The 19,599-nt window shown below is 67.1% G+C and carries 33 protein-coding genes; 2 read left to right on the plus strand and 31 right to left on the minus strand.

The genetic code is table 11. From position 1 onward, the window contains the following. Window positions 1-45 precede the first annotated feature (45 nt). The 30 genes from rpsK to Q5694_RS12390 form a co-directional block, all read right to left on the minus strand. Window positions 46-450 carry a 30S ribosomal protein S11 gene (gene rpsK / locus Q5694_RS12245; RefSeq protein ID WP_003956432.1) on the minus strand — a complete coding sequence of 135 codons (405 nt, stop codon included), beginning with the start codon at window positions 448-450 and terminating at the stop codon, window positions 46-48. Between the two features lie 64 nt (window positions 451-514). Then, window positions 515-895 carry a 30S ribosomal protein S13 gene (gene rpsM / locus Q5694_RS12250; RefSeq protein ID WP_010036675.1) on the minus strand — a complete coding sequence of 127 codons (381 nt, stop codon included), beginning with the start codon at window positions 893-895 and terminating at the stop codon, window positions 515-517. A 193-nt stretch (window positions 896-1,088) separates the two neighbouring features. Then, on the minus strand, window positions 1,089-1,202 hold the full coding sequence (gene rpmJ, locus Q5694_RS12255) for a 50S ribosomal protein L36 (RefSeq protein WP_003974245.1): 114 nt from the start codon (window positions 1,200-1,202) through the stop codon (window positions 1,089-1,091). A 68-nt stretch (window positions 1,203-1,270) separates the two neighbouring features. Then, window positions 1,271-1,492, minus strand: coding sequence for a translation initiation factor IF-1 (infA, locus tag Q5694_RS12260; protein ID WP_003948620.1), 222 nt, complete (start codon window positions 1,490-1,492; stop codon window positions 1,271-1,273). 213 nt (window positions 1,493-1,705) lie between these two features. Further along, on the minus strand, window positions 1,706-2,542 hold the full coding sequence (gene map / locus Q5694_RS12265; RefSeq protein ID WP_333932830.1) for a type I methionyl aminopeptidase: 837 nt from the start codon (window positions 2,540-2,542) through the stop codon (window positions 1,706-1,708). A 131-nt stretch (window positions 2,543-2,673) separates the two neighbouring features. Next, window positions 2,674-3,336: an adenylate kinase gene (locus Q5694_RS12270; protein WP_333932831.1), complete on the minus strand. Its 663-nt coding sequence runs from the start codon at window positions 3,334-3,336 to the stop codon at window positions 2,674-2,676. Beyond that, window positions 3,336-4,649, minus strand: a complete 1,314-nt coding sequence (gene secY / locus Q5694_RS12275) for a preprotein translocase subunit SecY (protein ID WP_333932832.1) — start codon at window positions 4,647-4,649, stop codon at window positions 3,336-3,338. The genes Q5694_RS12270 and secY overlap by 1 nt, the downstream gene beginning before the upstream one ends. Window positions 4,650-4,884: 235 nt before the next feature. Beyond that, window positions 4,885-5,340 carry a 50S ribosomal protein L15 gene (gene rplO, locus Q5694_RS12280; RefSeq protein WP_014674382.1) on the minus strand — a complete coding sequence of 152 codons (456 nt, stop codon included), beginning with the start codon at window positions 5,338-5,340 and terminating at the stop codon, window positions 4,885-4,887. Between the two features lie 2 nt (window positions 5,341-5,342). Beyond that, window positions 5,343-5,525, minus strand: coding sequence for a 50S ribosomal protein L30 (rpmD, locus tag Q5694_RS12285; protein WP_003974250.1), 183 nt, complete (start codon window positions 5,523-5,525; stop codon window positions 5,343-5,345). A 2-nt stretch (window positions 5,526-5,527) separates the two neighbouring features. Further along, a complete protein-coding gene (gene rpsE / locus Q5694_RS12290) occupies window positions 5,528-6,133 on the minus strand; it encodes a 30S ribosomal protein S5 (protein ID WP_030860989.1) in 606 nt (201 codons plus the stop codon). A gap of 43 nt (window positions 6,134-6,176) precedes the next feature. After that, window positions 6,177-6,560, minus strand: coding sequence for a 50S ribosomal protein L18 (gene rplR, locus Q5694_RS12295; RefSeq protein ID WP_010036704.1), 384 nt, complete (start codon window positions 6,558-6,560; stop codon window positions 6,177-6,179). A gap of 3 nt (window positions 6,561-6,563) precedes the next feature. Next, window positions 6,564-7,103 (minus strand): 50S ribosomal protein L6, encoded by a 540-nt coding sequence (gene rplF, locus Q5694_RS12300; protein WP_333932833.1) that lies wholly within the window; start codon window positions 7,101-7,103, stop codon window positions 6,564-6,566. Between the two features lie 24 nt (window positions 7,104-7,127). Next, on the minus strand, window positions 7,128-7,526 hold the full coding sequence (rpsH, locus tag Q5694_RS12305) for a 30S ribosomal protein S8 (RefSeq protein ID WP_015658459.1): 399 nt from the start codon (window positions 7,524-7,526) through the stop codon (window positions 7,128-7,130). A gap of 213 nt (window positions 7,527-7,739) precedes the next feature. Next, a complete protein-coding gene (locus Q5694_RS12310; protein WP_003956452.1) occupies window positions 7,740-7,925 on the minus strand; it encodes a type Z 30S ribosomal protein S14 in 186 nt (61 codons plus the stop codon). 5 nt (window positions 7,926-7,930) lie between these two features. Continuing rightward, on the minus strand, window positions 7,931-8,488 hold the full coding sequence (gene rplE / locus Q5694_RS12315) for a 50S ribosomal protein L5 (RefSeq protein WP_333932834.1): 558 nt from the start codon (window positions 8,486-8,488) through the stop codon (window positions 7,931-7,933). Continuing rightward, a complete protein-coding gene (gene rplX, locus Q5694_RS12320; protein WP_003992365.1) occupies window positions 8,488-8,811 on the minus strand; it encodes a 50S ribosomal protein L24 in 324 nt (107 codons plus the stop codon). The genes rplE and rplX overlap by 1 nt, the downstream gene beginning before the upstream one ends. Window positions 8,812-8,813: 2 nt before the next feature. Beyond that, on the minus strand, window positions 8,814-9,182 hold the full coding sequence (gene rplN, locus Q5694_RS12325; RefSeq protein ID WP_003998823.1) for a 50S ribosomal protein L14: 369 nt from the start codon (window positions 9,180-9,182) through the stop codon (window positions 8,814-8,816). A gap of 105 nt (window positions 9,183-9,287) precedes the next feature. Further along, window positions 9,288-9,575 carry a 30S ribosomal protein S17 gene (gene rpsQ, locus Q5694_RS12330; protein WP_010036717.1) on the minus strand — a complete coding sequence of 96 codons (288 nt, stop codon included), beginning with the start codon at window positions 9,573-9,575 and terminating at the stop codon, window positions 9,288-9,290. After that, window positions 9,572-9,796, minus strand: coding sequence for a 50S ribosomal protein L29 (gene rpmC / locus Q5694_RS12335; RefSeq protein WP_010036720.1), 225 nt, complete (start codon window positions 9,794-9,796; stop codon window positions 9,572-9,574). The genes rpsQ and rpmC overlap by 4 nt, the downstream gene beginning before the upstream one ends. Continuing rightward, window positions 9,796-10,215: a 50S ribosomal protein L16 gene (gene rplP / locus Q5694_RS12340; RefSeq protein WP_333932835.1), complete on the minus strand. Its 420-nt coding sequence runs from the start codon at window positions 10,213-10,215 to the stop codon at window positions 9,796-9,798. Before rplP ends, rpmC begins: the two co-directional genes overlap by 1 nt. Window positions 10,216-10,220: 5 nt before the next feature. Beyond that, window positions 10,221-11,048: a 30S ribosomal protein S3 gene (rpsC, locus tag Q5694_RS12345; RefSeq protein ID WP_311680329.1), complete on the minus strand. Its 828-nt coding sequence runs from the start codon at window positions 11,046-11,048 to the stop codon at window positions 10,221-10,223. After that, the gene (gene rplV / locus Q5694_RS12350) at window positions 11,048-11,395 is read right to left on the minus strand and encodes a 50S ribosomal protein L22 (RefSeq protein WP_010036727.1); all 348 of its coding nucleotides are present in this window, start codon (window positions 11,393-11,395) and stop codon (window positions 11,048-11,050) included. The genes rpsC and rplV overlap by 1 nt, the downstream gene beginning before the upstream one ends. 44 nt (window positions 11,396-11,439) lie before the next feature. Further along, the gene (gene rpsS / locus Q5694_RS12355) at window positions 11,440-11,721 is read right to left on the minus strand and encodes a 30S ribosomal protein S19 (protein WP_053759516.1); all 282 of its coding nucleotides are present in this window, start codon (window positions 11,719-11,721) and stop codon (window positions 11,440-11,442) included. 12 nt (window positions 11,722-11,733) lie between these two features. Then, window positions 11,734-12,570, minus strand: a complete 837-nt coding sequence (gene rplB, locus Q5694_RS12360; RefSeq protein WP_333932836.1) for a 50S ribosomal protein L2 — start codon at window positions 12,568-12,570, stop codon at window positions 11,734-11,736. 38 nt (window positions 12,571-12,608) lie between these two features. Beyond that, window positions 12,609-13,028, minus strand: coding sequence for a 50S ribosomal protein L23 (gene rplW / locus Q5694_RS12365; protein ID WP_333932837.1), 420 nt, complete (start codon window positions 13,026-13,028; stop codon window positions 12,609-12,611). Beyond that, window positions 13,028-13,684 carry a 50S ribosomal protein L4 gene (gene rplD / locus Q5694_RS12370; RefSeq protein WP_190195939.1) on the minus strand — a complete coding sequence of 219 codons (657 nt, stop codon included), beginning with the start codon at window positions 13,682-13,684 and terminating at the stop codon, window positions 13,028-13,030. Before rplD ends, rplW begins: the two co-directional genes overlap by 1 nt. A gap of 4 nt (window positions 13,685-13,688) precedes the next feature. Next, window positions 13,689-14,333 carry a 50S ribosomal protein L3 gene (gene rplC, locus Q5694_RS12375; RefSeq protein ID WP_010036739.1) on the minus strand — a complete coding sequence of 215 codons (645 nt, stop codon included), beginning with the start codon at window positions 14,331-14,333 and terminating at the stop codon, window positions 13,689-13,691. Between the two features lie 17 nt (window positions 14,334-14,350). Next, window positions 14,351-14,659 carry a 30S ribosomal protein S10 gene (gene rpsJ, locus Q5694_RS12380; RefSeq protein ID WP_003948644.1) on the minus strand — a complete coding sequence of 103 codons (309 nt, stop codon included), beginning with the start codon at window positions 14,657-14,659 and terminating at the stop codon, window positions 14,351-14,353. A gap of 436 nt (window positions 14,660-15,095) precedes the next feature. Further along, complete coding sequence (locus Q5694_RS12385) at window positions 15,096-15,302, minus strand: DUF397 domain-containing protein (RefSeq protein ID WP_333932838.1); 207 nt, start codon at window positions 15,300-15,302, stop codon at window positions 15,096-15,098. After that, on the minus strand, window positions 15,299-16,174 hold the full coding sequence (locus Q5694_RS12390; RefSeq protein WP_333932839.1) for a helix-turn-helix domain-containing protein: 876 nt from the start codon (window positions 16,172-16,174) through the stop codon (window positions 15,299-15,301). Before Q5694_RS12390 ends, Q5694_RS12385 begins: the two co-directional genes overlap by 4 nt. Before the next feature lie 153 nt (window positions 16,175-16,327). Here Q5694_RS12390 and Q5694_RS12395 point away from each other — a divergent pair, with 153 nt between their 5' ends. Both Q5694_RS12395 and Q5694_RS12400 read left to right on the plus strand, forming a co-directional pair. Continuing rightward, a complete protein-coding gene (locus Q5694_RS12395; protein ID WP_333932840.1) occupies window positions 16,328-16,744 on the plus strand; it encodes an ATP-binding protein in 417 nt (138 codons plus the stop codon). A 204-nt stretch (window positions 16,745-16,948) separates the two neighbouring features. Further along, window positions 16,949-18,223, plus strand: a complete 1,275-nt coding sequence (locus tag Q5694_RS12400) for a family 16 glycosylhydrolase (protein WP_333932841.1) — start codon at window positions 16,949-16,951, stop codon at window positions 18,221-18,223. Window positions 18,224-18,338: 115 nt separating this feature from the next. On the opposite strand, the gene tuf is transcribed toward Q5694_RS12400, so the two are convergent. Continuing rightward, window positions 18,339-19,532, minus strand: coding sequence for an elongation factor Tu (gene tuf / locus Q5694_RS12405; protein WP_333932842.1), 1,194 nt, complete (start codon window positions 19,530-19,532; stop codon window positions 18,339-18,341). Window positions 19,533-19,599: the final 67 nt, after the last annotated feature.

Genomic DNA, 19,599 nt, shown 5'->3' on the forward strand with positions numbered 1-19,599 from the left:
TACGGAGCCGTACCGCCCGGAAACCGTGAGCCCGAAGGCGTCGCGTCAGACGCGGCGGCGCTTCGGCGGACGGCAGCCGTTGTGCGGGGTCGGGGTGACGTCCTGGATGGAGCCGACCTCGAGGCCCGTGGCCTGCAGGGAGCGGATCGCGGTCTCACGACCGGAACCCGGGCCCTTCACGAACACGTCGACCTTGCGCATGCCGTGCTCCTGGGCGCGGCGGGCGGCCGACTCGGCGGCCATCTGCGCGGCGAACGGCGTGGACTTCCGGGAGCCCTTGAAGCCGACGTGGCCGGCGGAGGCCCAGGAGATCACGTTGCCGGACGGGTCCGTGATCGAGACGATCGTGTTGTTGAACGTGCTCTTGATGTGCGCGTGGCCGTGAGCGACGTTCTTCTTTTCCTTGCGGCGCACCTTCTTGGCAGCGCCCTGACGACCCTTGGGGGGCATCTATTACTCCTACGGGAGGTGGTCGGTCCTACAGCGAAGACCGTGGACAGGCGTCCGCTGTGGACTACTTCTTGCCCGGCTTCTTCTTGCCGGCGATGGCGCGACGCGGGCCCTTGCGGGTACGCGCGTTGGTGCTGGTGCGCTGACCGCGGACGGGCAGACCACGACGGTGACGCAGACCCTGGTAGGTGCCGATCTCGACCTTGCGGCGGATGTCGGCCTGGATCTCGCGACGGAGGTCACCCTCGGTCTTGATGTTGTTGTCGACGTACTCGCGGATCGCGACGAGCTGCTCCTCGGAGAGGTCGCGAACGCGGGTGTTCGGGTCGACGCCGGTGGCGGCCAGCGTCTGCTGCGAGAGGGTCCGGCCGATGCCGAACACGTAGGTGAGGGCGATCTCCACGCGCTTGTCGCGCGGGATGTCAACACCGGAAACGCGTGCCATTCAATGGCTCCAGTTACTTGTCGGAGGTCTTCCGCAGAACCGACTCCCAGCCGCCGTACCAGGTACGAACTGGGTCCCCGGCCTCCGAACCGGGGGTGTCAGACGGCACTGGTCCGCCTGGGCCCTGCGTATGAACATATTCAGCTTGCGTCGCGCGAATCCCTGCGAGGAATGCAGAGGGATCGGTCGTGCGTCAGCCCTGGCGCTGCTTGTGGCGCGGGTTGTCGCAGATGACCATGACCCGGCCGTGACGGCGGATCACCCTGCACTTGTCGCAGATCTTCTTGACGCTCGGCTTGACCTTCATGGGTGTGAGGTTCTCCGGGTCAGTGCCGGCAGACCCGTCGCCCGGGGGCGGCGGGACACAGGCAAGATCTACTTGTAGCGGTAGACGATCCGGCCACGCGTGAGGTCGTACGGAGACAGCTCCACCACGACCCGGTCGTCAGGGAGGATGCGGATGTAGTGCATGCGCATCTTGCCGCTGATGTGTGCCAGGACCTGGTGGCCGTTCTGGAGCTCGACCTTGAACATGGCGTTCGGAAGAGACTCGACGACAGTGCCCTCGATCTCGATGGCACCTTGCTTCTTGGCCACGCTTCGCCCTTCGAATCGACTACCTTGATCGACTCCGTGCGGAACGCATGAGGACATGCGGGTACACAAGAGCCGACGAGTCAGTCTACGTCAGGCCCCTCGGAAACACGAATCGGGGAAGTCTGCCCGTACCGCAAGAGCTTTAAGCGCGCCCTGAAGGGGCGCGGGGAACTGCGCGAACGATCCCCACCGGCGCGCGGTCGCGGACGGCCCTCAGCCCAGCGGATCCGGCGCGGCCTGGATCCCCATCTCCGCGAGCTTGGCCTTGCCCCCGTCGGGAGCCGTCAGCACGAGCGGCCCCTCCTCCGTCAGCGCGACCGAGTGCTCCCAGTGGGAGGACCACGTACCGTCCGTGGTGACGACCGTCCAGTCGTCCTCCAGGACCTCCGTGCGCGGCGTCCCCAGCGACACCATCGGCTCGATCGCGAGGCAGAAGCCGGGTACCAGCTTCGGGCCCTTGCCGCGCCGCCGGTCGACGTAGTTCAGCAGGTGCGGGTCCATGTGCATCTCGGTGCCGATGCCGTGGCCGCCGTAGTCCTCGATGATCCCGTACTTGCCGCCGCCCGGCTTGGGCTGGCGGCGGATGTAGGTCTCGATGGCGCGGGAGATGTCGACCAGCCGGTTGCCCTGCTTCATGGCCGCGATGCCGGCCCACATCGACTCCTCCGTCACCCGGGAGAGCTCGACCAGCTCCGGGGAGTGGCCGGAGCCGACGAAGGCCGTGAAGGCGGCGTCGCCGTGCCAGCCGTCGATGATCGCGCCGCAGTCGATGGAGATGACGTCCCCGTCCTTGAGCACCACGTCGTCGGACGGGATGCCGTGGACGACGACCTCGTTCACCGAGGTGCAGATGGTCGCGGGGAAGCCGCCGTAACCGAGGAAGTTCGGCTTGGCGTTGTGCTCGGCGAGCACCTTGCGGGCGACCTGGTCCAGATCCCTCGTCGTGGCCCCCGGGACGGCGGCCTCGCGGGTCGCCGCGTGGATGGCGGCGACGACCAGCCCCGCCTCACGCATCTTGGCGATCTGCTCGGGGCTCTTGATCTGCACCATGGGGGCTGGGCCTTTCTGGACCTACGGCGGTTGTCGGACGCCTTCAACGATACGGGGCCGCGCGACCGGCCCGCCCACACAGCGGCCGCGGCTCCCCCGGGGGAACCGCGGCCGTGGCTGCGCAGTGACGACTACTTGTCGCCCTCGCCACGCTTGAGCGCCTCCATGGCGCGCGTCGTGACGTCTTCCACCTTGCCGAGCGCGGAGATCGTGACCACCAGGCCCTGGGCCTTGTAGTAGTCGATGATCGGCTCCGTCTGGGTGTGGTAGACCTCCAGCCGCGTGCGCACCGTCTCCTCGGAGTCGTCGTCGCGCTGGTACAGCTCGCCGCCGCAGACGTCGCAGACGCCGTCCGCGGCCGGCTGCTTGTACGTCACGTGGAAGACGTGCGAGGAGTCGTTGCGGCAGATGCGCCGGCCGGCGATCCGCTTGACCACCTCGTCCTCGGGGACCTCGAGGTCGAGCACCGCGTCGAGCTGCATGCTCTCGCGCTCGAGCAGCTCGTCGAGCGCCTCGGCCTGCGAGACGTTGCGGGGGAAGCCGTCCAGCAGGAAGCCGTTCCCGGCGTCCGGCTGCTCCATGCGGTCCTTCGCCATCGCGATGGTGACCTCGTCGGGGACGAGATTGCCCGCGTCCATGTAGGACTTCGCCAGCTTGCCGAGCTCCGTCTGCCGGCTGATGTTGGCGCGGAACAGGTCGCCCGTGGAGATGTGCGGGATCGACAGGTTCTTGGCCAGGAACGCGGCCTGCGTTCCCTTACCGGCACCCGGCGGCCCGACGAGGACGATTCGCATCAGCGGAGGAACCCTTCGTAATTGCGCTGCTGGAGCTGGCTCTCGATTTGCTTCACCGTCTCGAGTCCGACACCCACGATGATCAGGATGCTGGTCCCGCCGAAGGGGAAGTTCTGGTTTGCCCCGAAACCAACCAACGCCATCGTCGGTACGAGAGCGATCAGACCCAGATACAGCGAACCCGGCCAGGTGATCCGGTTGAGTACGTAGCTCAGGTACTCAGCGGTCGGTCGGCCAGCCCGGATGCCCGGGATGAAGCCACCATACTTCTTCATGTTGTCGGCGACTTCCTCGGGGTTGAAGGAGATCGCGACGTAGAAGAAGGCGAAGAAGACGATCAGCAGGAAGTACGTGGCGATGTAGTACGGGTGGTCGCCCTTGACGAAGTGTTGCTCGATCCAGGTCTTCCAGCCCGAGGTGCCTCCGGCGAACTGAGCGATCAGCGCCGGGATGTAGAGCAGCGACGAGGCGAAGATGACGGGGATCACGCCCGCCTGGTTCACCTTCAGCGGGATGTACGTGGACGTGCCGCCGTAGGAGCGGCGGCCGATCATGCGCTTGGCGTACTGCACCGGGATGCGGCGCTGGGCCTGCTCGACGAAGACGACCAGGCCGACCATGACCAGGCCGACGAGGATGACGGTGCCGAACTCGATCCAGCCGTCGGCCAGCGAGCCCTGCTCCTTGATGGCCCACAGGGCGGACGGGAAGGTGGCGGCGATCGAGATGAACATCAGGATCGACATGCCGTTGCCGATGCCGCGGTCGGTGATGAGCTCACCGAGCCACATCACGGCCGCCGTGCCGGCGGTCATCGTGATGACCATGGTGATGGTGACGAAGATCGACTGGTCCGGGACGATCTGACTGGCCACCGGGCAGCCCGAGAACAGCGCACCGCTGCGGGCGGTGGCGACGAGGCCGGTGCCCTGCAGGATCGCGAGGGCGATCGTCAGATAACGGGTGTACTGCGTGATCTTCGCCGTACCGGCCTGGCCCTCCTTCTTCAGGGCTTCCAGACGCGGGATCACCACGGTCAGCAGCTGCAGGATGATGCTCGCCGTGATGTACGGCATGATGCCCAGGGCGAAGATCGTGATCTGCAGCAGCGCACCGCCGCTGAACATGTTGACCAGACCGAACAAGCCCTGGTTGGCCTGGGCGTTGTCGATACAGGTCTGGACGTTCCGGTAGTCGACGCCTGGGATCGGGACGTGCGTACCGACCCGGTAGACCACGATGATGCCGAGCGTGAAGAGCAGCTTCTTGCGCAGGTCGGGCGTCTTGAACGCCCGGGCGAACGCGGTGAGCACGGTGCCTCCTGCGACCCCCGCGCAACTGCGTCAAGGGTGACGGTCTTGAGGTTCGACGAATAGGTAACGGTCAACTGCCGCTCAGAGTGCCGGAAGTGCAGCACCCTGTGTGAAGAGGGCAGTGCAGGCCACCTTACCGGCGGGACTGCCGCCCTAGGAACGACCAACCGGGGATACCCCATTTGTGGGGTATCCCCGGTCGGGATCGTTCAGGTCATCGAGACGCCTGTGGAGTTCAGACGAGCTCGGTGACGGTACCGCCGGCGGCGGTGATCTTCTCCTTGGCGGAGCCGGAGACGGCGTCGACCGTCACCTGCAGCGCCACGGAGATCTCGCCCTGGCCGAGCACCTTGACGAGGCTGTTCTTGCGAACGGCACCCTTGGCGACCAGACCCTCGACGGTGACCTCGCCACCCTCGGGGTACAGGGCGGCCAGCTTGTCGAGGTTCACGACCTGGTACTCGGTCTTGAACGGGTTCTTGAAGCCCTTCAGCTTCGGGAGGCGCATGTGGAGGGGCATCTGGCCACCCTCGAAGCGCTCCGGAACCTGGTAGCGGGCCTTGGTGCCCTTGGTACCACGACCGGCCGTCTTACCCTTCGACGCCTCACCACGACCCACACGGGTCTTGGCGGTCTTGGCGCCCGGGGCGGGACGGAGGTTGTGGATCTTGAGCGGGTTCTGCTCCGCCATGATCAGTCGACCTCCTCGACCGTCACGAGGTGGCGGACGGTGTGCACCATGCCGCGGAACTCGGGGCGGTCCTCCTTGACGACCTGCGTGTTGATGCCCTTGAGACCAAGGGAGCGCAGGGTGTCACGGTGGTTCTGCTTGCTGCCGATGTAGGACTTGACCTGCGTGATCTTGAGCTGCGCCATGATCACACACCCGCCCCGGCACGCGCACGCAGCAGAGCCGCGGGGGCGACGTCCTCGAGCGGCAGACCGCGGCGGGCCGCGATCTCCTCGGGACGCTGCAGGCCCTTCAGGGCCGCCACGGTCGCGTGCACGATGTTGATGGCGTTGTCGGAGCCGAGCGACTTCGACAGCACGTCGTGGATACCGGCGCACTCGAGCACGGCGCGCACCGGACCACCGGCGATCACACCGGTACCGGGCGACGCGGGCTTGAGCAGCACGACGCCGGCAGCCTTCTCACCCTGGATGGGGTGCGGGATGGTGCCCTGGATGCGGGGGACCTTGAAGAAGTGCTTCTTGGCCTCCTCAACGCCCTTGGCGATGGCGGCCGGCACCTCCTTGGCCTTGCCGTATCCGACACCCACGGTGCCGTCACCGTCGCCCACCACGACCAGCGCGGTGAAGCTGAAGCGACGACCACCCTTCACAACCTTGGCGACGCGGTTGATCGCGACGACGCGCTCAACGTACGCGGTCTTCTCGGCGGCAGCTGCGCCGCCGTCACGGCCCTTCCGGTCCCGCCGCTCGCCGCCACCGGCACCGCCACCGCGGCGCTGGGGTCCAGCCATTGGAATTACCTCTCTCTGTCTCCGCTAGCTACGGAACCAGGACTCAGAACTTGAGTCCGGCCTCGCGGGCGGCGTCCGCCAGGGCGGCGATGCGCCCCGCGTACTGGTTACCACCACGGTCGAACACGACGGCCTCGACACCGGCGGCCTTGGCACGCTCGGCGACCAGGGCGCCGACCTGCTTGGCCTGCGCGGACTTGTCGCCCTCGCCACCGCGGATCGAGCTGTCCAGGGTGGACGCCGATGCCAGGGTGTGGCCCTTCAGGTCGTCGATCACCTGCGCCACGATGTGGCGGTTGGAGCGGGTCACGACCAGACGGGGACGCTCCGCCGTACCGTTGATCCGCTTGCGGATCCGGATGTGACGGCGCTTGATCGCGGCGCGCTTGTAGGCGTCGCCCTTCAGGATCTTCTGCCCGTATGCCATGGCTTACTTACCCGCCTTTCCGACCTTGCGGCGGATGACTTCGCCCTCGTACTTGACGCCCTTGGCCTTGTACGGGTCGGGCTTGCGCAGCTTGCGGATGTTGGCCGCAACCTCGCCGACCTTCTGCTTGTCGATGCCCTCGACCGAGAAACGGGTCGGGGTCTCCACCTTGAAGGTGATGCCCTCGGGCGCCTCGACGGTGATCGGGTGGCTGTAGCCGAGCGCGAACTCGAGGTTCGAACCCTTGGCCGTCACGCGGTAACCGACACCGCTGATCTCGAGCTTCTTCACGTAACCCTGGGTCACGCCGGTGATCATGTTCGCCACCAGCGTGCGGGACAGGCCGTGGAGGGCCTTGCTCTGACGCTCGTCGTTGGGGCGGGTGACGTTGAGAACGCCGTCCTCACCCTTGGCGATGTCGATCGGCGCGACAACGGTGTGGGTCAGCGTGCCCTTGGGGCCCTTGACCGAGACCGTACGGCCGTCGATGGTGACGTCCACGCCGGCGGGAACCGTGATGGGGAGCTTGCCAATGCGCGACATAGCTGTTTCCTCCGTTCCCTTCCGCTACCAGACGTAGGCGAGGACTTCCCCACCCACGCCCTTCTTGCCGGCCTGCTTGTCGGTGAGGAGCCCGTGCGACGTGGAGATGATGGCCACGCCGAGGCCGCCCAGCACCTTGGGCAGGTTGGTGGACTTCGCGTACACCCGGAGACCGGGCTTGGAGATCCGCTTGATGCCCGCGATGGAGCGCTCACGGTTGGGGCCGAACTTCAGCTCCAGGACGAGGTTCTTGCCGACCTCGGCGTCCTCGACCTTCCAGCCCGTGATGAAGCCCTCCTGCTGGAGGATCTCCGCGATGTGCGACTTGATCTTCGAGTGCGGCATCGCCACGGTGTCGTGGTATGCCGAGTTCGCGTTCCGCAGACGCGTAAGCATGTCTGCGATCGGATCAGTCATGGTCATGAATTGGCCTTCGGCCTCTCTCGCCGGGGTTTCCTGGTGCGCCATCCCTCTCCCCGATCCGAGACGGGACGGGTGCGGCGCGGTGGACCTACGGCGTAGTAAGTCGTAAGGGCGGCGGCAGACGCCCAACCCCACAAGCCTAAGGCATGCGGGATGGGCGTCCTGCCGCCCCGGTTGCTTACCGAGAGTCCTGCTAATCCCTGATTGAGGGGATTACCAGGAGCTCTTGGTCACGCCCGGCAGCTCGCCACGGTGAGCCATCTCACGGAGGCACACGCGGCACAGGCCGAACTTGCGGTACACGGAGTGCGGACGACCGCAGCGCTGGCAGCGGGTGTACGCACGCACGCCGAACTTGGGCTTGCGGGCAGCCTTCGCGATCAGAGCCTTCTTCGCCATCTCGCTCACGCCTCCTTGAAGGGGAAGCCGAGGTGACGAAGGAGCGCGCGGCCCTCAGCGTCGTTGGTCGCCGTGGTCACCACGGTGATGTCCATACCCCGGGTGCGGTCGATCTTGTCCTGGTCGATCTCGTGGAACATGACCTGCTCCGTGAGACCGAAGGTGTAGTTGCCACGGCCGTCGAACTGCTTGGGGGACAGGCCGCGGAAGTCGCGGATGCGCGGCAGCGCGAGCGACAGGGTGCGGTCCAGGAACTCCCACATGCGGTCGCCACGAAGCGTGACGTGGGCACCGATCGGCTGGCCCTCACGCAGCTTGAACTGCGCGATGGACTTGCGGGCCTTGGTGACGGCCGGCTTCTGACCGGTGATCGTGGTGAGGTCCTTGATGGCACCCTCGATCAGCTTGGAGTCGCGGGCGGCGTCGCCCACACCCATGTTGACCACGATCTTGACGAGACCGGGGATCTGCATGACGTTCTCGTACTTGAACTCGTCACGCAGCTTGCCCGTGATCTCCTCACGGTACTTCTGCTTCAGACGCGGAGTGGTGGTGGTAGCCATCAGATGTCCTCACCCGTCCGCTTGGCAACGCGGATCTTGTTGCCCTCGTCGTCGAAGCGGTAACCGACGCGGGTCACGACCTTGTTGCCGTCCTTCTCCACGACCAGCTGGACGTTGGAGACGTGGATCGGCGCCTCGGTGGTGACGATGCCGCCGGCCTGCGAACCGCGAGCCGTCGGACCGGCCTTGGTGTGCTTCTTGACCCGGTTGACACCCTCGACCAGGACGCGGTCCTCGCGCGGGAAGGCCGCGATGACCTTGCCCTGCTTGCCCTTGTCCTTACCGGTGATGACCTGGACCAGGTCGCCCTTCTTGATCTTCATGCTCACAGCACCTCCGGCGCGAGGGAGATGATCTTCATGAACTTCTTCTCGCGCAGCTCACGGCCGACCGGGCCGAAGATACGGGTGCCACGAGGGTCGCCGTCGTTCTTCAGAATGACGGCGGCGTTCTCGTCGAAGCGGATGTACGAGCCGTCCGGACGGCGGCGCTCCTTGACGGTGCGAACGATGACCGCCTTGACGACGTCACCCTTCTTCACGTTGCCACCGGGGATCGCGTCCTTGACGGTGGCGACGATGACGTCACCGATACCCGCGTAGCGGCGACCGGAGCCACCGAGCACACGGATGCAAAGGATCTCCTTCGCACCAGTGTTGTCGGCGACACGCAGTCGCGACTCCTGCTGGATCACGTCTATCTCCTGATTGTCTGCCGGTTCCCGGCGCGGGGTCACACGTGAATGCGACCCCGCACCGAGCCTGGCGGAACGATGCCTAGGGGGTCCCCCTAGGAGGGATTACTTGGCCTTCTCGAGGATCTCGACGACGCGCCAGCGCTTGGTCGCGGACAGCGGCCGGGTCTCCATGAGGAGGACGCGGTCGCCGACACCCGCGGCGTTCTGCTCGTCGTGGGCCTTGAGCTTGTTCGTACGACGGATGACCTTGCCGTACAGCGCGTGCTTGACGCGGTCCTCGACGGCGACGACGACGGTCTTGTCCATCTTGTCGCTGACGACCAGGCCCTCACGGGTCTTGCGGAAACCGCGGTCCGTCTTGGTCTCTTCAGTCACGTTGCTCTCGCTCATGCGCTCTCCACCGTCTCGATGCCCAGCTCGCGCTCACGCATCAGGGTGTAGATCCGCGCGATGTCCTTGCGGACGGCCTTGAGCCGACCGTGGTTCTCGAGCTGACCCGTCGCCGCCTGGAAGCGGAGGTTGAACAGCTCTTCCTTGGCCTCGCGGAGCTTGTTCAGAAGCTCCTCGTTGCCCAGCTCGCGCAGCTCCGACGCCTTGGTACCGGCCGACATCACGCTTCACCTGCCTCGCGCTTGACGATCTTGCACTTCATCGGCAGCTTGTGAGCCGCACGGGTCAGGGCCTCGCGCGCGATCTTCTCGTTGGGGTACGACAGCTCGAACATCACGCGTCCGGGCTTGACGTTGGCCACCCACCACTCCGGGGAACCCTTACCGGAACCCATGCGGGTCTCGGCCGGCTTCTTGGTGAGGGGGCGGTCCGGGTAGATGTTGATCCAGACCTTGCCGCCACGCTTGATGTGACGCGTCATGGCGATACGAGCGGCCTCGATCTGACGGTTCGTCACGTACGCCGGGGTCACCGCCTGGATGCCGTACTCGCCGAACGCAACCTGCGTGCCACCCTTGGACATGCCGTTGCGCTTGGGGTGGTGCTGCTTGCGGTGCTTGACCCTACGGGGGATCAGCATGACGGTCAGGCCTCCGTTCCGGTGCTCTCAGCCGGAGCGGCGGCGGGAGCCTCGGCCTTGGGGGCCTCGGCGCCGGCAGCCTGCTGCGGCTTGCGACCGCGCCCGCCACGCTCGCCACCGCGGCCACCACGGGCCGGGCGGTCGTTGCCGCCTCGGGCCGGGCGGTTGCCGGCGCGGGCAGCGGCGTTCTCGGCGCGGACCTCGGCGATGTTCTTGACGTCGCCCTTGTAGATCCAGACCTTCACGCCGATGCGGCCGAAGGTCGTCTTGGCCTCGAAGAAGCCGTAGTCCACGTTCGCGCGGAGCGTGTGCAGGGGCACGCGGCCCTCGCGGTAGAACTCCGAGCGGGACATCTCGGCGCCACCGAGGCGGCCACCGCACTGGATCTTGATGCCCTTGGCGCCGGCCTTCATCGCCGACTGCATGCTCTTGCGCATGGCACGGCGGAAGGAGACGCGGGAGGAGAGCTGCTCGGCGACGGCCTGGGCCACGAGCTGAGCGTCCGTCTCGGGGTTCTTGACCTCGAGGATGTTCAGCTGGACCTGCTTGCCGGTGAGCTTCTCGAGGTCACCGCGGATGCGGTCGGCCTCGGCGCCGCGGCGGCCGATGACGATGCCCGGACGAGCGGTGTGGATGTCCACACGCACGCGGTCACGGGTGCGCTCGATCTCGACCTTGGAGATGCCGGCGCGCTCCATGCCGGACGTCATCATCCGACGGATGGCGACGTCTTCCTTGACGTAGTCCTTGTACAGCTTGTCGGCGTACCAACGCGACTTGAAGTCGGTCGTGACACCGAGCCGGAACCCGTGCGGGTTTACCTTCTGGCCCATTACCGGGTTCCTTCCTTGCTGCTGACGACCACGGTGATGTGGCTGGTCCGCTTGCGGATCCGGTAGGCACGGCCCTGGGCACGCGGCCGGAACCGCTTCAGGGTCGGGCCCTCGTCGACGTAGGCCTCGGAGATGTAGAGGCTGTCGACATCGGTGTGGTCGTAGTTGTGCGCGGCGTTGGCGATGGCGCTGTCCAGCACCTTGCCGACCGGCACGCTCGCGGCCTGCGGGGCGAAACGCAGGACCGCCTGAGCCTCCGTGGCGTTCAGGCCACGGATGAGGTCCACCACGCGGCGGGCCTTCATGGGCGTGACGCGGATGTACCGCGCCTGGGCCCTGGCTTCCATGGTTGTCCCTTCAGTGTCTGTCATGGTCGATTGCACCCCGCCGACTAGCGGCGCTTCGACTTCCGGTCGTCCTTGACGTGGCCCCGGAAGGTGCGGGTCGGCGAGAACTCGCCGAGCTTGTGGCCGACCATCGACTCGGTGACAAACACCGGGATGTGGGTCTTGCCGTTGTGCACCGCGAGCGTGTGGCCGAGCATGGCCGGCACGATCATCGAGCGACGGGACCAGGTCTTGATGACGTTCTTGGTGCCCGCTTCGTTCTGGGCGTCCACCTTCTTCATCAGGTGGTCGTCGACGAAGGGCCCCTTCTTCAAGCTACGAGGCATCTCAACCCGTCCTTAGCGCTTCTTGTTCGTCTTGCGGCGGCGGACGATGTACTTGTTCGACGCCTTCTTGGGCGAACGAGTACGGCCTTCCTTCTTGCCCCACGGGGACACGGGGTGGCGACCACCGGAGGTCCGGCCCTCACCACCACCGTGCGGGTGGTCAACCGGGTTCATGACCACACCACGGACGGTCGGGCGAACGCCCAGCCACCGCTTACGGCCCGCCTTGCCCCAGTTGATGTTGCTCTGCTCGGCGTTGCCGACCTCACCGATGGTGGCGCGGCAGCGGACGTCCACCAGGCGGATCTCACCGGACGGCATGCGCAGGTGGGCCATCTGGCCCTCCTTCGCGAGCAGCTGCACGGAGGCACCGGCGGAGCGGGCGAACTTCGCGCCGCCGCCCGGCCGCAGCTCGATGGCGTGCAGCGTGGTACCGACCGGGATGTTGCGCAGGGCCAGGTTGTTGCCCGGCTTGATGTCGGCCCCGGGACCGTTCTCTACGCGGTCGCCCTGCTGCAGGTTGCGCGGGGCGAGGATGTAGCGCTTCTCGCCGTCGGCGTAGTGCAGCAGCGCGATGCGCGCGGTGCGGTTGGGGTCGTACTCGATGTGCGCGACCTTCGCCGGCACGCCGTCCTTGTCGTGACGACGGAAGTCGATCACGCGGTAGGCGCGCTTGTGGCCACCACCCTGGTGGCGGACGGTCACACGACCGGAGTTGTTACGGCCACCCTTGCTGTGCAGGGGGCGGACCAACGACTTCTCCGGCGTGGACCGCGTGACCTCGACGAAGTCGGCGACGCTGGAGCCGCGACGGCCCGGCGTAGTCGGCTTGTACTTGCGGATTCCCATTTCTCAGTCCTCGTCCGATATCGGACGATCCGACCCGCTTACGCGGTCGGACCGCCGAAGATGTCGATACGGTCGCCCTCGGCGAGGGTCACGATCGCGCGCTTGGTGGACGCACGCTGGCCGAAGCCGGTGCGGGTCCGCTTGCGCTTGCCCTGGCGGTTGATCGTGTTGACCCCGGTGACCTTGACCGAGAAGACCGCCTGGACGGCCTGCTTGATCTGGGTCTTGTTGGCGCTCGGGTCGACGATGAACGTGTACTTGCCCTCGTCGAGAAGCGCGTAGCTCTTCTCGGAGACGACCGGCTTGAGCAGCACGTCACGGGGGTCCGTGAAGGACTTGCTCAGCGGGGTCTCGACGGTGTTCTTGCCCTCGGTCGCGTGGCGACGCGCCTTGGCGACGCGAGCGGCCTTGGCCTTCTTCGCGGCCTTGGAGGCGATTGCGGGGTGACGGATGGCCATCAGACCTCGCTCCCTTCGGTGTCATTGGCCTTCGGGCCGGACACGAAGGACTCGAAGGCGGCCTTGGTGAAGACCACGTCGTCCGAGACGAGAACGTCGTACGTGTTCAGCTGGCCCGGCTCCAGGATGTGGACCTGGGGCAGGTTGCGGGCGGACAGCCACGCGGCCTCGTCGGCGCGGTCGACGACCAGGAGCAGGTTCTTGCGCTCCGAGATCTTGCCGAACAGCGTCCGGGCGGCCTTCGTCGACGGGTTCTCACCCTCGACGACGCCGGAGACGACGTGGATGCGGTTGTGGCGGGCCCGGTCGGTGAGGGCGTGACGCAGGGCGGCAGCCTTCATCTTCTTCGGGGTCCGCTGCGAGTAGTCACGCGGCACGGGACCGTGCACGACGCCACCACCGGCGAACTGCGGCGCGCGGGTCGAACCCTGACGGGCGCGACCGGTGCCCTTCTGGCGGTACGGCTTCTTGCCACCGCCGCGGACCTCGCCACGGGTCTTGGTCTTGTGCGTGCCCTGACGGGCAGCGGCCAGCTGTGCGACGACGACCTGGTGGATCAGCGGGATGCTGACCTTCTCAACGCCGAAGATCTCCGCGGGGAGCTCGACGGAACCGGCCTTGTCGCCCGCCGGCGAAAGGATGTCAACAGTGCTCATTACCTCAGGCCCCCTTGGCCGCGGTGCGGACCAGGACGAGGCCGCCGTTCGGACCGGGAACCGCGCCCTTGATGAGCAGCAGACCCTTCTCCGCGTCAACGGCGTGGACGGTCAGGTTCTGGGTGGTGACCCGCTCGTTGCCCATGCGACCCGCCATGCGGAGGCCCTTGAACACACGGCCCGGGGTGGCGCAGCCACCGATGGAACCGGGAGAGCGGTGCTTGCGCTGGGTGCCGTGTCCGGCGCCGAGGCCACGGAAGTTGTGGCGCTTCATGACACCGGCGAAGCCCTTGCCCTTGCTCTTGCCGGTCACGTCGACCTTCACGCCGGCCTCGAACACCTCAGCGGTGATCTCCTGGCCCAGCGTGTACTCGGAGGCGTCCGCGGTGCGGATCTCGACGAGGTGGCGACGGGGGGTGACGTCGGCCTTGGCGAAGTGGCCCTTGAGGGGCTTGTTCACCTTGCGCGGGTCGATCTCGCCGAAAGCGATCTGGACGGACTCGTAGCCGTCGACATCGTTCGTACGGACCTGGGTGACGACGTTGGGGCCGGCCTTGACGACGGTGACCGGGACGACGCGGTTGTTCGCGTCCCACACCTGCGTCATGCCGAGCTTCTCGCCCAGGATGCCCTTGATCTGCTTAGCCATCTCTCAGATCACCGGCCTCAGAGCTTGATCTCGATGTCGACACCGGCCGGGAGGTCGAGTCGCATCAGAGAGTCAACGGTCTTGGGGGTGGGGTCGAGGATGTCGATCAGGCGCTTGTGCGTGCGCATCTCGAAGTGCTCGCGCGAGTCCTTGTACTTGTGCGGCGACTTGATGACGCAGTACACGTTCTTCTCAGTGGGCAGCGGCACCGGGCCCGCGACCGACGCACCAGTGCGGGTCACCGTCTCGACGATCTTCTTCGCCGAGGAGTCGATGACCTCGTGGTCGTAGGCCTTGAGCCGGATGCGGATCTTCTGTCCCGCCATGGCTACTCAGTAGTCCTGTCTCTTCTCACGCTCTGGAACCCGGCGGATTCCTTCTGCTGCCTTCGTTCCTCCGACCCACGCGGTCGGGCGTGTCGCACTGCCGCTGACACAGATGCCCCTTGTTCGAACATCCCTGCTGGGAATGCACACGGCCCTTCCGGAACCGCAGACCGGGGGCGAAGGCCCACCGGGTGCCTGGCCGGTGCCGCGCATACACTTCCCGGAAGATTCCCGTACGTCCGCCCCAGCGCTGCCGTGAGGCAGTTAGGGCGACGAGTACTGTGGGACTCGCTTCCGGTCCCCCCGGCGGGAGGCGCGCAGCATCAACACTCGACCGAGCAACTCGGACAGTCTGCCATATGGGGCAGGCCCGACGCTAATCGAGCCGGAGAGAGTACCCCGGGAGTGACGTATCTCAAACCGGCGGGCCGGCACGTCAGCGGCCGCGGCGCTCCAGGTGCGGGACCCCGGCCAGGAATCCGGCCCAGGCAGCGGCGGAGAGGCCCAGCCGATCGCCCTGCGCGTGCTTGGAGTCCCGGACCTGGACGGTACCGGGGGCTATCGCGATCTCGACGCAGGAGTTGCCGTCCGTGCCACTGCTGTAGCTGCTCTTGAACCAGGTCAGTTCAGCGTTGCGGATCATGTTTCTCCCAGCACATGCTCGATGAAGGCCAGCGACTCCCGCGGCGGGAGAGCCTGCGCCCGGATGGTGCCATATCGCAGCTCGAGGATCCGGAGTTGCTTCGGATCAGTCGTCGGCCGTCCATTGAACGCGCCGTCGGAACGACCCACTGCCGAACCGTCCGGGAACTTCAGCAACTCGATCTTCCCGTCCACGCCCGGGTGCGCATCGGTCTCCGTCGGCATGATCTGGAGGGTGACGTTGCGGAAGCGCCCCACCTCCAGAAGCCGTTCGAGCTGCGCCCGGCACACCATTCTGCCCCCGACCCGCCGGCGCACCACCGCCTCCTCCAGGACGTAGTGCAGGGACGGGGCCGGATCCCGTTCGAAGACCGTCTGCCGAGCCATACGGGCCGCCACCATTCGTTCCACATCCTCCGGCGAGTACGGCGGCTGCGCTGCTTCGAACAGGGCCCGGGCGTGCTCAGGCGTTTGCAACAGCCCGTGAACGCTGGTGCACTCGTACACCCCGATCTCCACCGCCTGCTCCTCCAGCTTGGCCAGTTCCCGCACCCTCTTGGGGTAGCGGACCCGCTTCACGTCCTCCCAGGTCGCCGCGATGAGCCCACCGGCCCCCAGCACCTCGTCCGCCCTGGCCAGATAGTCCTGGCGGGGAATCCGCTTGCCGCCCTCGATCTTGTAGACCATGTCCTCGCCGTACCCGACCGCCGTCCCGAACTCGGCGGCCCGCATCCCCACCCCCTCGCGCCGCAGCTTCAGCTGCCGTCCCACCGTGGCGATGACCGCGACACCCCACTCGTCGTCGGGGTCGACCTCCCACCCGGGCCCGTCCGCCTCGCTCCTGAGCCGCCCCGCCTCCGCCTCGGCCGTCATCCCGCACCCTTCCGTCGTACGTCCCTGCCTCAGCGCCCTACCCGTGGGCCCGGTGCCGACAGCCCGGACACCGCCGGACAAGCTCCGGACAGTCACCGTACGCACCCGCTGAGTCACTGTTCACGGTAGGCGGGGACGGCCACGCTGAGGGCCGTGAAGCACAACTCCACCGAAGCCGAACCCGGCACGCCCGTACGCCACTTCGCCCTCCGGCTCTCCCCCACCCCGCGCGGCGCGCGCCTCGCCCGTCTCCTGGCGACGGAACGGCTGCGGTCCTGGGGACTGCCGTCGGAGCGGGCGGCGCACGTCGTCGCCGAGCTGGCGGCCAACGCGGCGACGCACGGCCGTGTCCGGGGGCGCGACTTCGGTCTGCTGCTCTACGTCGTCGCCGGAACCCTCCGCATCGAGGTGACGGACACGCGCGACGACCGGCTGCCGCAGGCCCGTCCCGCCGACGGCGAGGCCGAGTCGGGCCGCGGTCTGCTCCTGGTCGACGCGCTGGCCGACCGCTGGGGCGTCACGCGCGGGCTTCCGCCCCGGAAGACGGTCTGGGCCGAACTCGACCTCTGACCGGCCCCCGCACCCTTAACGCCGCCTTAAGCAGGCCTCAAGCAAAGCGGAGGGTGGCCGACCGGCGCCAACTCGTCGCAGTTCACGCGCTGTTGACGGACCAAACGGGCAGTTGGTTGTGCGGTGAACCGTTCGTAGCATCCCTGCACGGCCGCCAGCGTCGGCCCACTCCCCCCATCCCCCACAGACAAGGTGTGTTCAGCCATGGCTGCTCATCGCGCACGCCGTTGGACGCTCGGCGGGCTCGTCCCGCTGGTCTGCGCCTCCGTCGCCGCCGCCTTCACCCTGACCACGGTCGGCCCGTCCGCCGGCGAGGCCGATGCCGCGACCGCCGCGGTCACGTGGTCGGACGAGTTCGACGGCGCCGCCGGGAGCGCGCCGGACCCGGCCAAGTGGACCGTGGAGACCGGTGGCTCGGGCAACGGCAACAACGAGCTGCAGTACTACACGAACAGTCGCGACAACGTTGCCCTCGACGGCAACGGCAACCTCGTCATCACGGCTCGCAAGAACACCGACCCCGGGCTCCAGTGCTGGTACGGCAGCTGTCAGTACACGTCCGCCCGCCTCAACACCTCCCGGACCTTCACGCAGGCGTACGGCCACTTCGAGGCCCGGATCAAGGTGCCCCGCGGCCAGGGCATGTGGCCCGCGTTCTGGATGCTCGGCAACGACCTGGGCAGCGTCGGCTGGCCCGACAGCGGCGAGATCGACATCATGGAGAACGTCGGCTACGAGCCCGGCTCCGTCCACGGCACCCTGCACGGCCCCGGCTACTCCGGCAGCGGCGGCATCGGCGCGGCGTACACCCTCCCGGGCGGCCGGGCCTTCGCCGACGACTTCCACGTCTTCGCCGTCGACTGGACCCCGGGGAAGATCACGTGGTCCGTCGACGGACAGACGTACCAGACGCGGACGCCGGCCGACCTGGGCGGCAAGAGGTGGGTCTACGACCACCCGTTCTTCCTGATCCTCAACCTCGCCGTCGGCGGCAACTGGCCCGGCAGCCCGGACGCGAACACGCAGTTCCCGCAGACGATGACCGTGGACTACGTCCGCGTCTCCACCTCGGACGGGTCGGGCGGCGGCACCGGCGGCACCACCGGTGCCGTCAAGGGCATCGGCGGCATGTGCGCCGACGTCGCCGGCGCCTCCCCGGCCGACGGGACGCCCATCCAGCTCCACGACTGCACCGGCGTCGACGCCCAGAAATGGACCCTCGGCGGCGACGGCACCGTACGCGCCCTCGGCAAGTGCCTCGACGTGCGCGGCGGTTCCACCGCCGACGGGGCCGCGGTCCAGCTCTACACCTGCAACGGCACCAAGGCCCAGCAGTGGGTGCACACCCCGGCACGCGACCTGGTCAACGTCGGCGCGGACAAGTGCCTGGACGCCAAGGGCAACTCCGCGGCCGACGGCACGCCGCTGCAGATCTGGACGTGCACCGGCGCGGCCAACCAGAAGTGGACGGTCGGCTGACCTCCTGACCCGCGCACCGACACCGCCGGACACGGCAAAGGGGCCCGTACGACCGAAGTCGTACGGGCCCCTTCGAGCCACTCAGGTCAGTGGACCCTCAAGTCAGTCCGGGGACTTACTTGGTGATCTTGGTGACCTGGCCGGCGCCCACGGTCCGGCCACCCTCACGGATGGCGAACTTCAGGCCCTCCTCCATGGCGACGGGCTGGATGAGCTCCACCTTCATCTCGGTGTTGTCACCCGGCATGACCATCTCGGTGCCCTCGGGGAGGGTCACCACGCCGGTCACGTCCGTCGTACGGAAGTAGAACTGCGGGCGGTAGTTGTTGAAGAACGGCGTGTGGCGGCCACCCTCGTCCTTGGACAGGATGTAGGCCTGCGCCTCGAACTCGGTGTGCGGGGTGACCGAGCCCGGCTTGATGATGACCTGGCCGCGCTCGACGTCCTCGCGCTTGATGCCACGGAGGAGCAGACCGACGTTCTCACCGGCCTGGCCCTCGTCGAGCAGCTTGCGGAACATCTCGATGCCGGTGACCGTAGTGGTGGTCTTCTCCGGCTTGATGCCCACGATGTCGACGGTCTCGTTGACCTTGAGGACACCGCGCTCGATACGACCGGTGACGACGGTGCCACGACCGGTGATCGTGAAGACGTCCTCGATCGGCATCAGGAACGGCTTGTCGACGTCACGCTCGGGCTGCGGGATGTTCTCGTCCACGGCCTTCATGAGCTCGAGGACGGAGTTGCCCCACTCCTTGTCGCCCTCGAGGGCCTTGAGCGCCGAGACCTTGACGACCGGCAGGTCGTCGCCCGGGAACTCGTACTCGGAGAGGAGCTCGCGGACCTCGAGCTCGACGAGCTCCAGGATCTCCTCGTCGTCCACCATGTCGGCCTTGTTCAGGGCGACGACGATGTACGGGACGCCGACCTGGCGGGCCAGGAGCACGTGCTCCTTGGTCTGCGGCATCGGGCCGTCGGTGGCGGCGACCACGAGGATGGCGCCGTCCATCTGCGCCGCACCCGTGATCATGTTCTTGATGTAGTCCGCGTGACCGGGGCAGTCGACGTGGGCGTAGTGACGCGTCTCGGTCTGGTACTCGACGTGCGCGATGGAGATGGTGATACCGCGCTGGCGCTCCTCAGGAGCCTTGTCGATCTGGTCGAAGGCCGAGGCCTCGTTCAGGTCCGGGTACGCGTCGTGCAGCACCTTGGTAATGGCGGCCGTGAGGGTCGTCTTACCGTGGTCGATGTGACCGATGGTGCCGATGTTGACGTGCGGCTTAGTCCGCTCGAACTTCGCCTTCGCCACTGGGGTCCTCCTGGGAGTGGTTCTGGTACGCCTTACTTCATCGGCGCCAGGTGATCTTTGCTGGAAA

It is taken from the genome of Streptomyces sp. AHA2, from assembly GCF_036857595.1.
Taxonomy (GTDB): domain Bacteria; phylum Actinomycetota; class Actinomycetes; order Streptomycetales; family Streptomycetaceae; genus Streptomyces.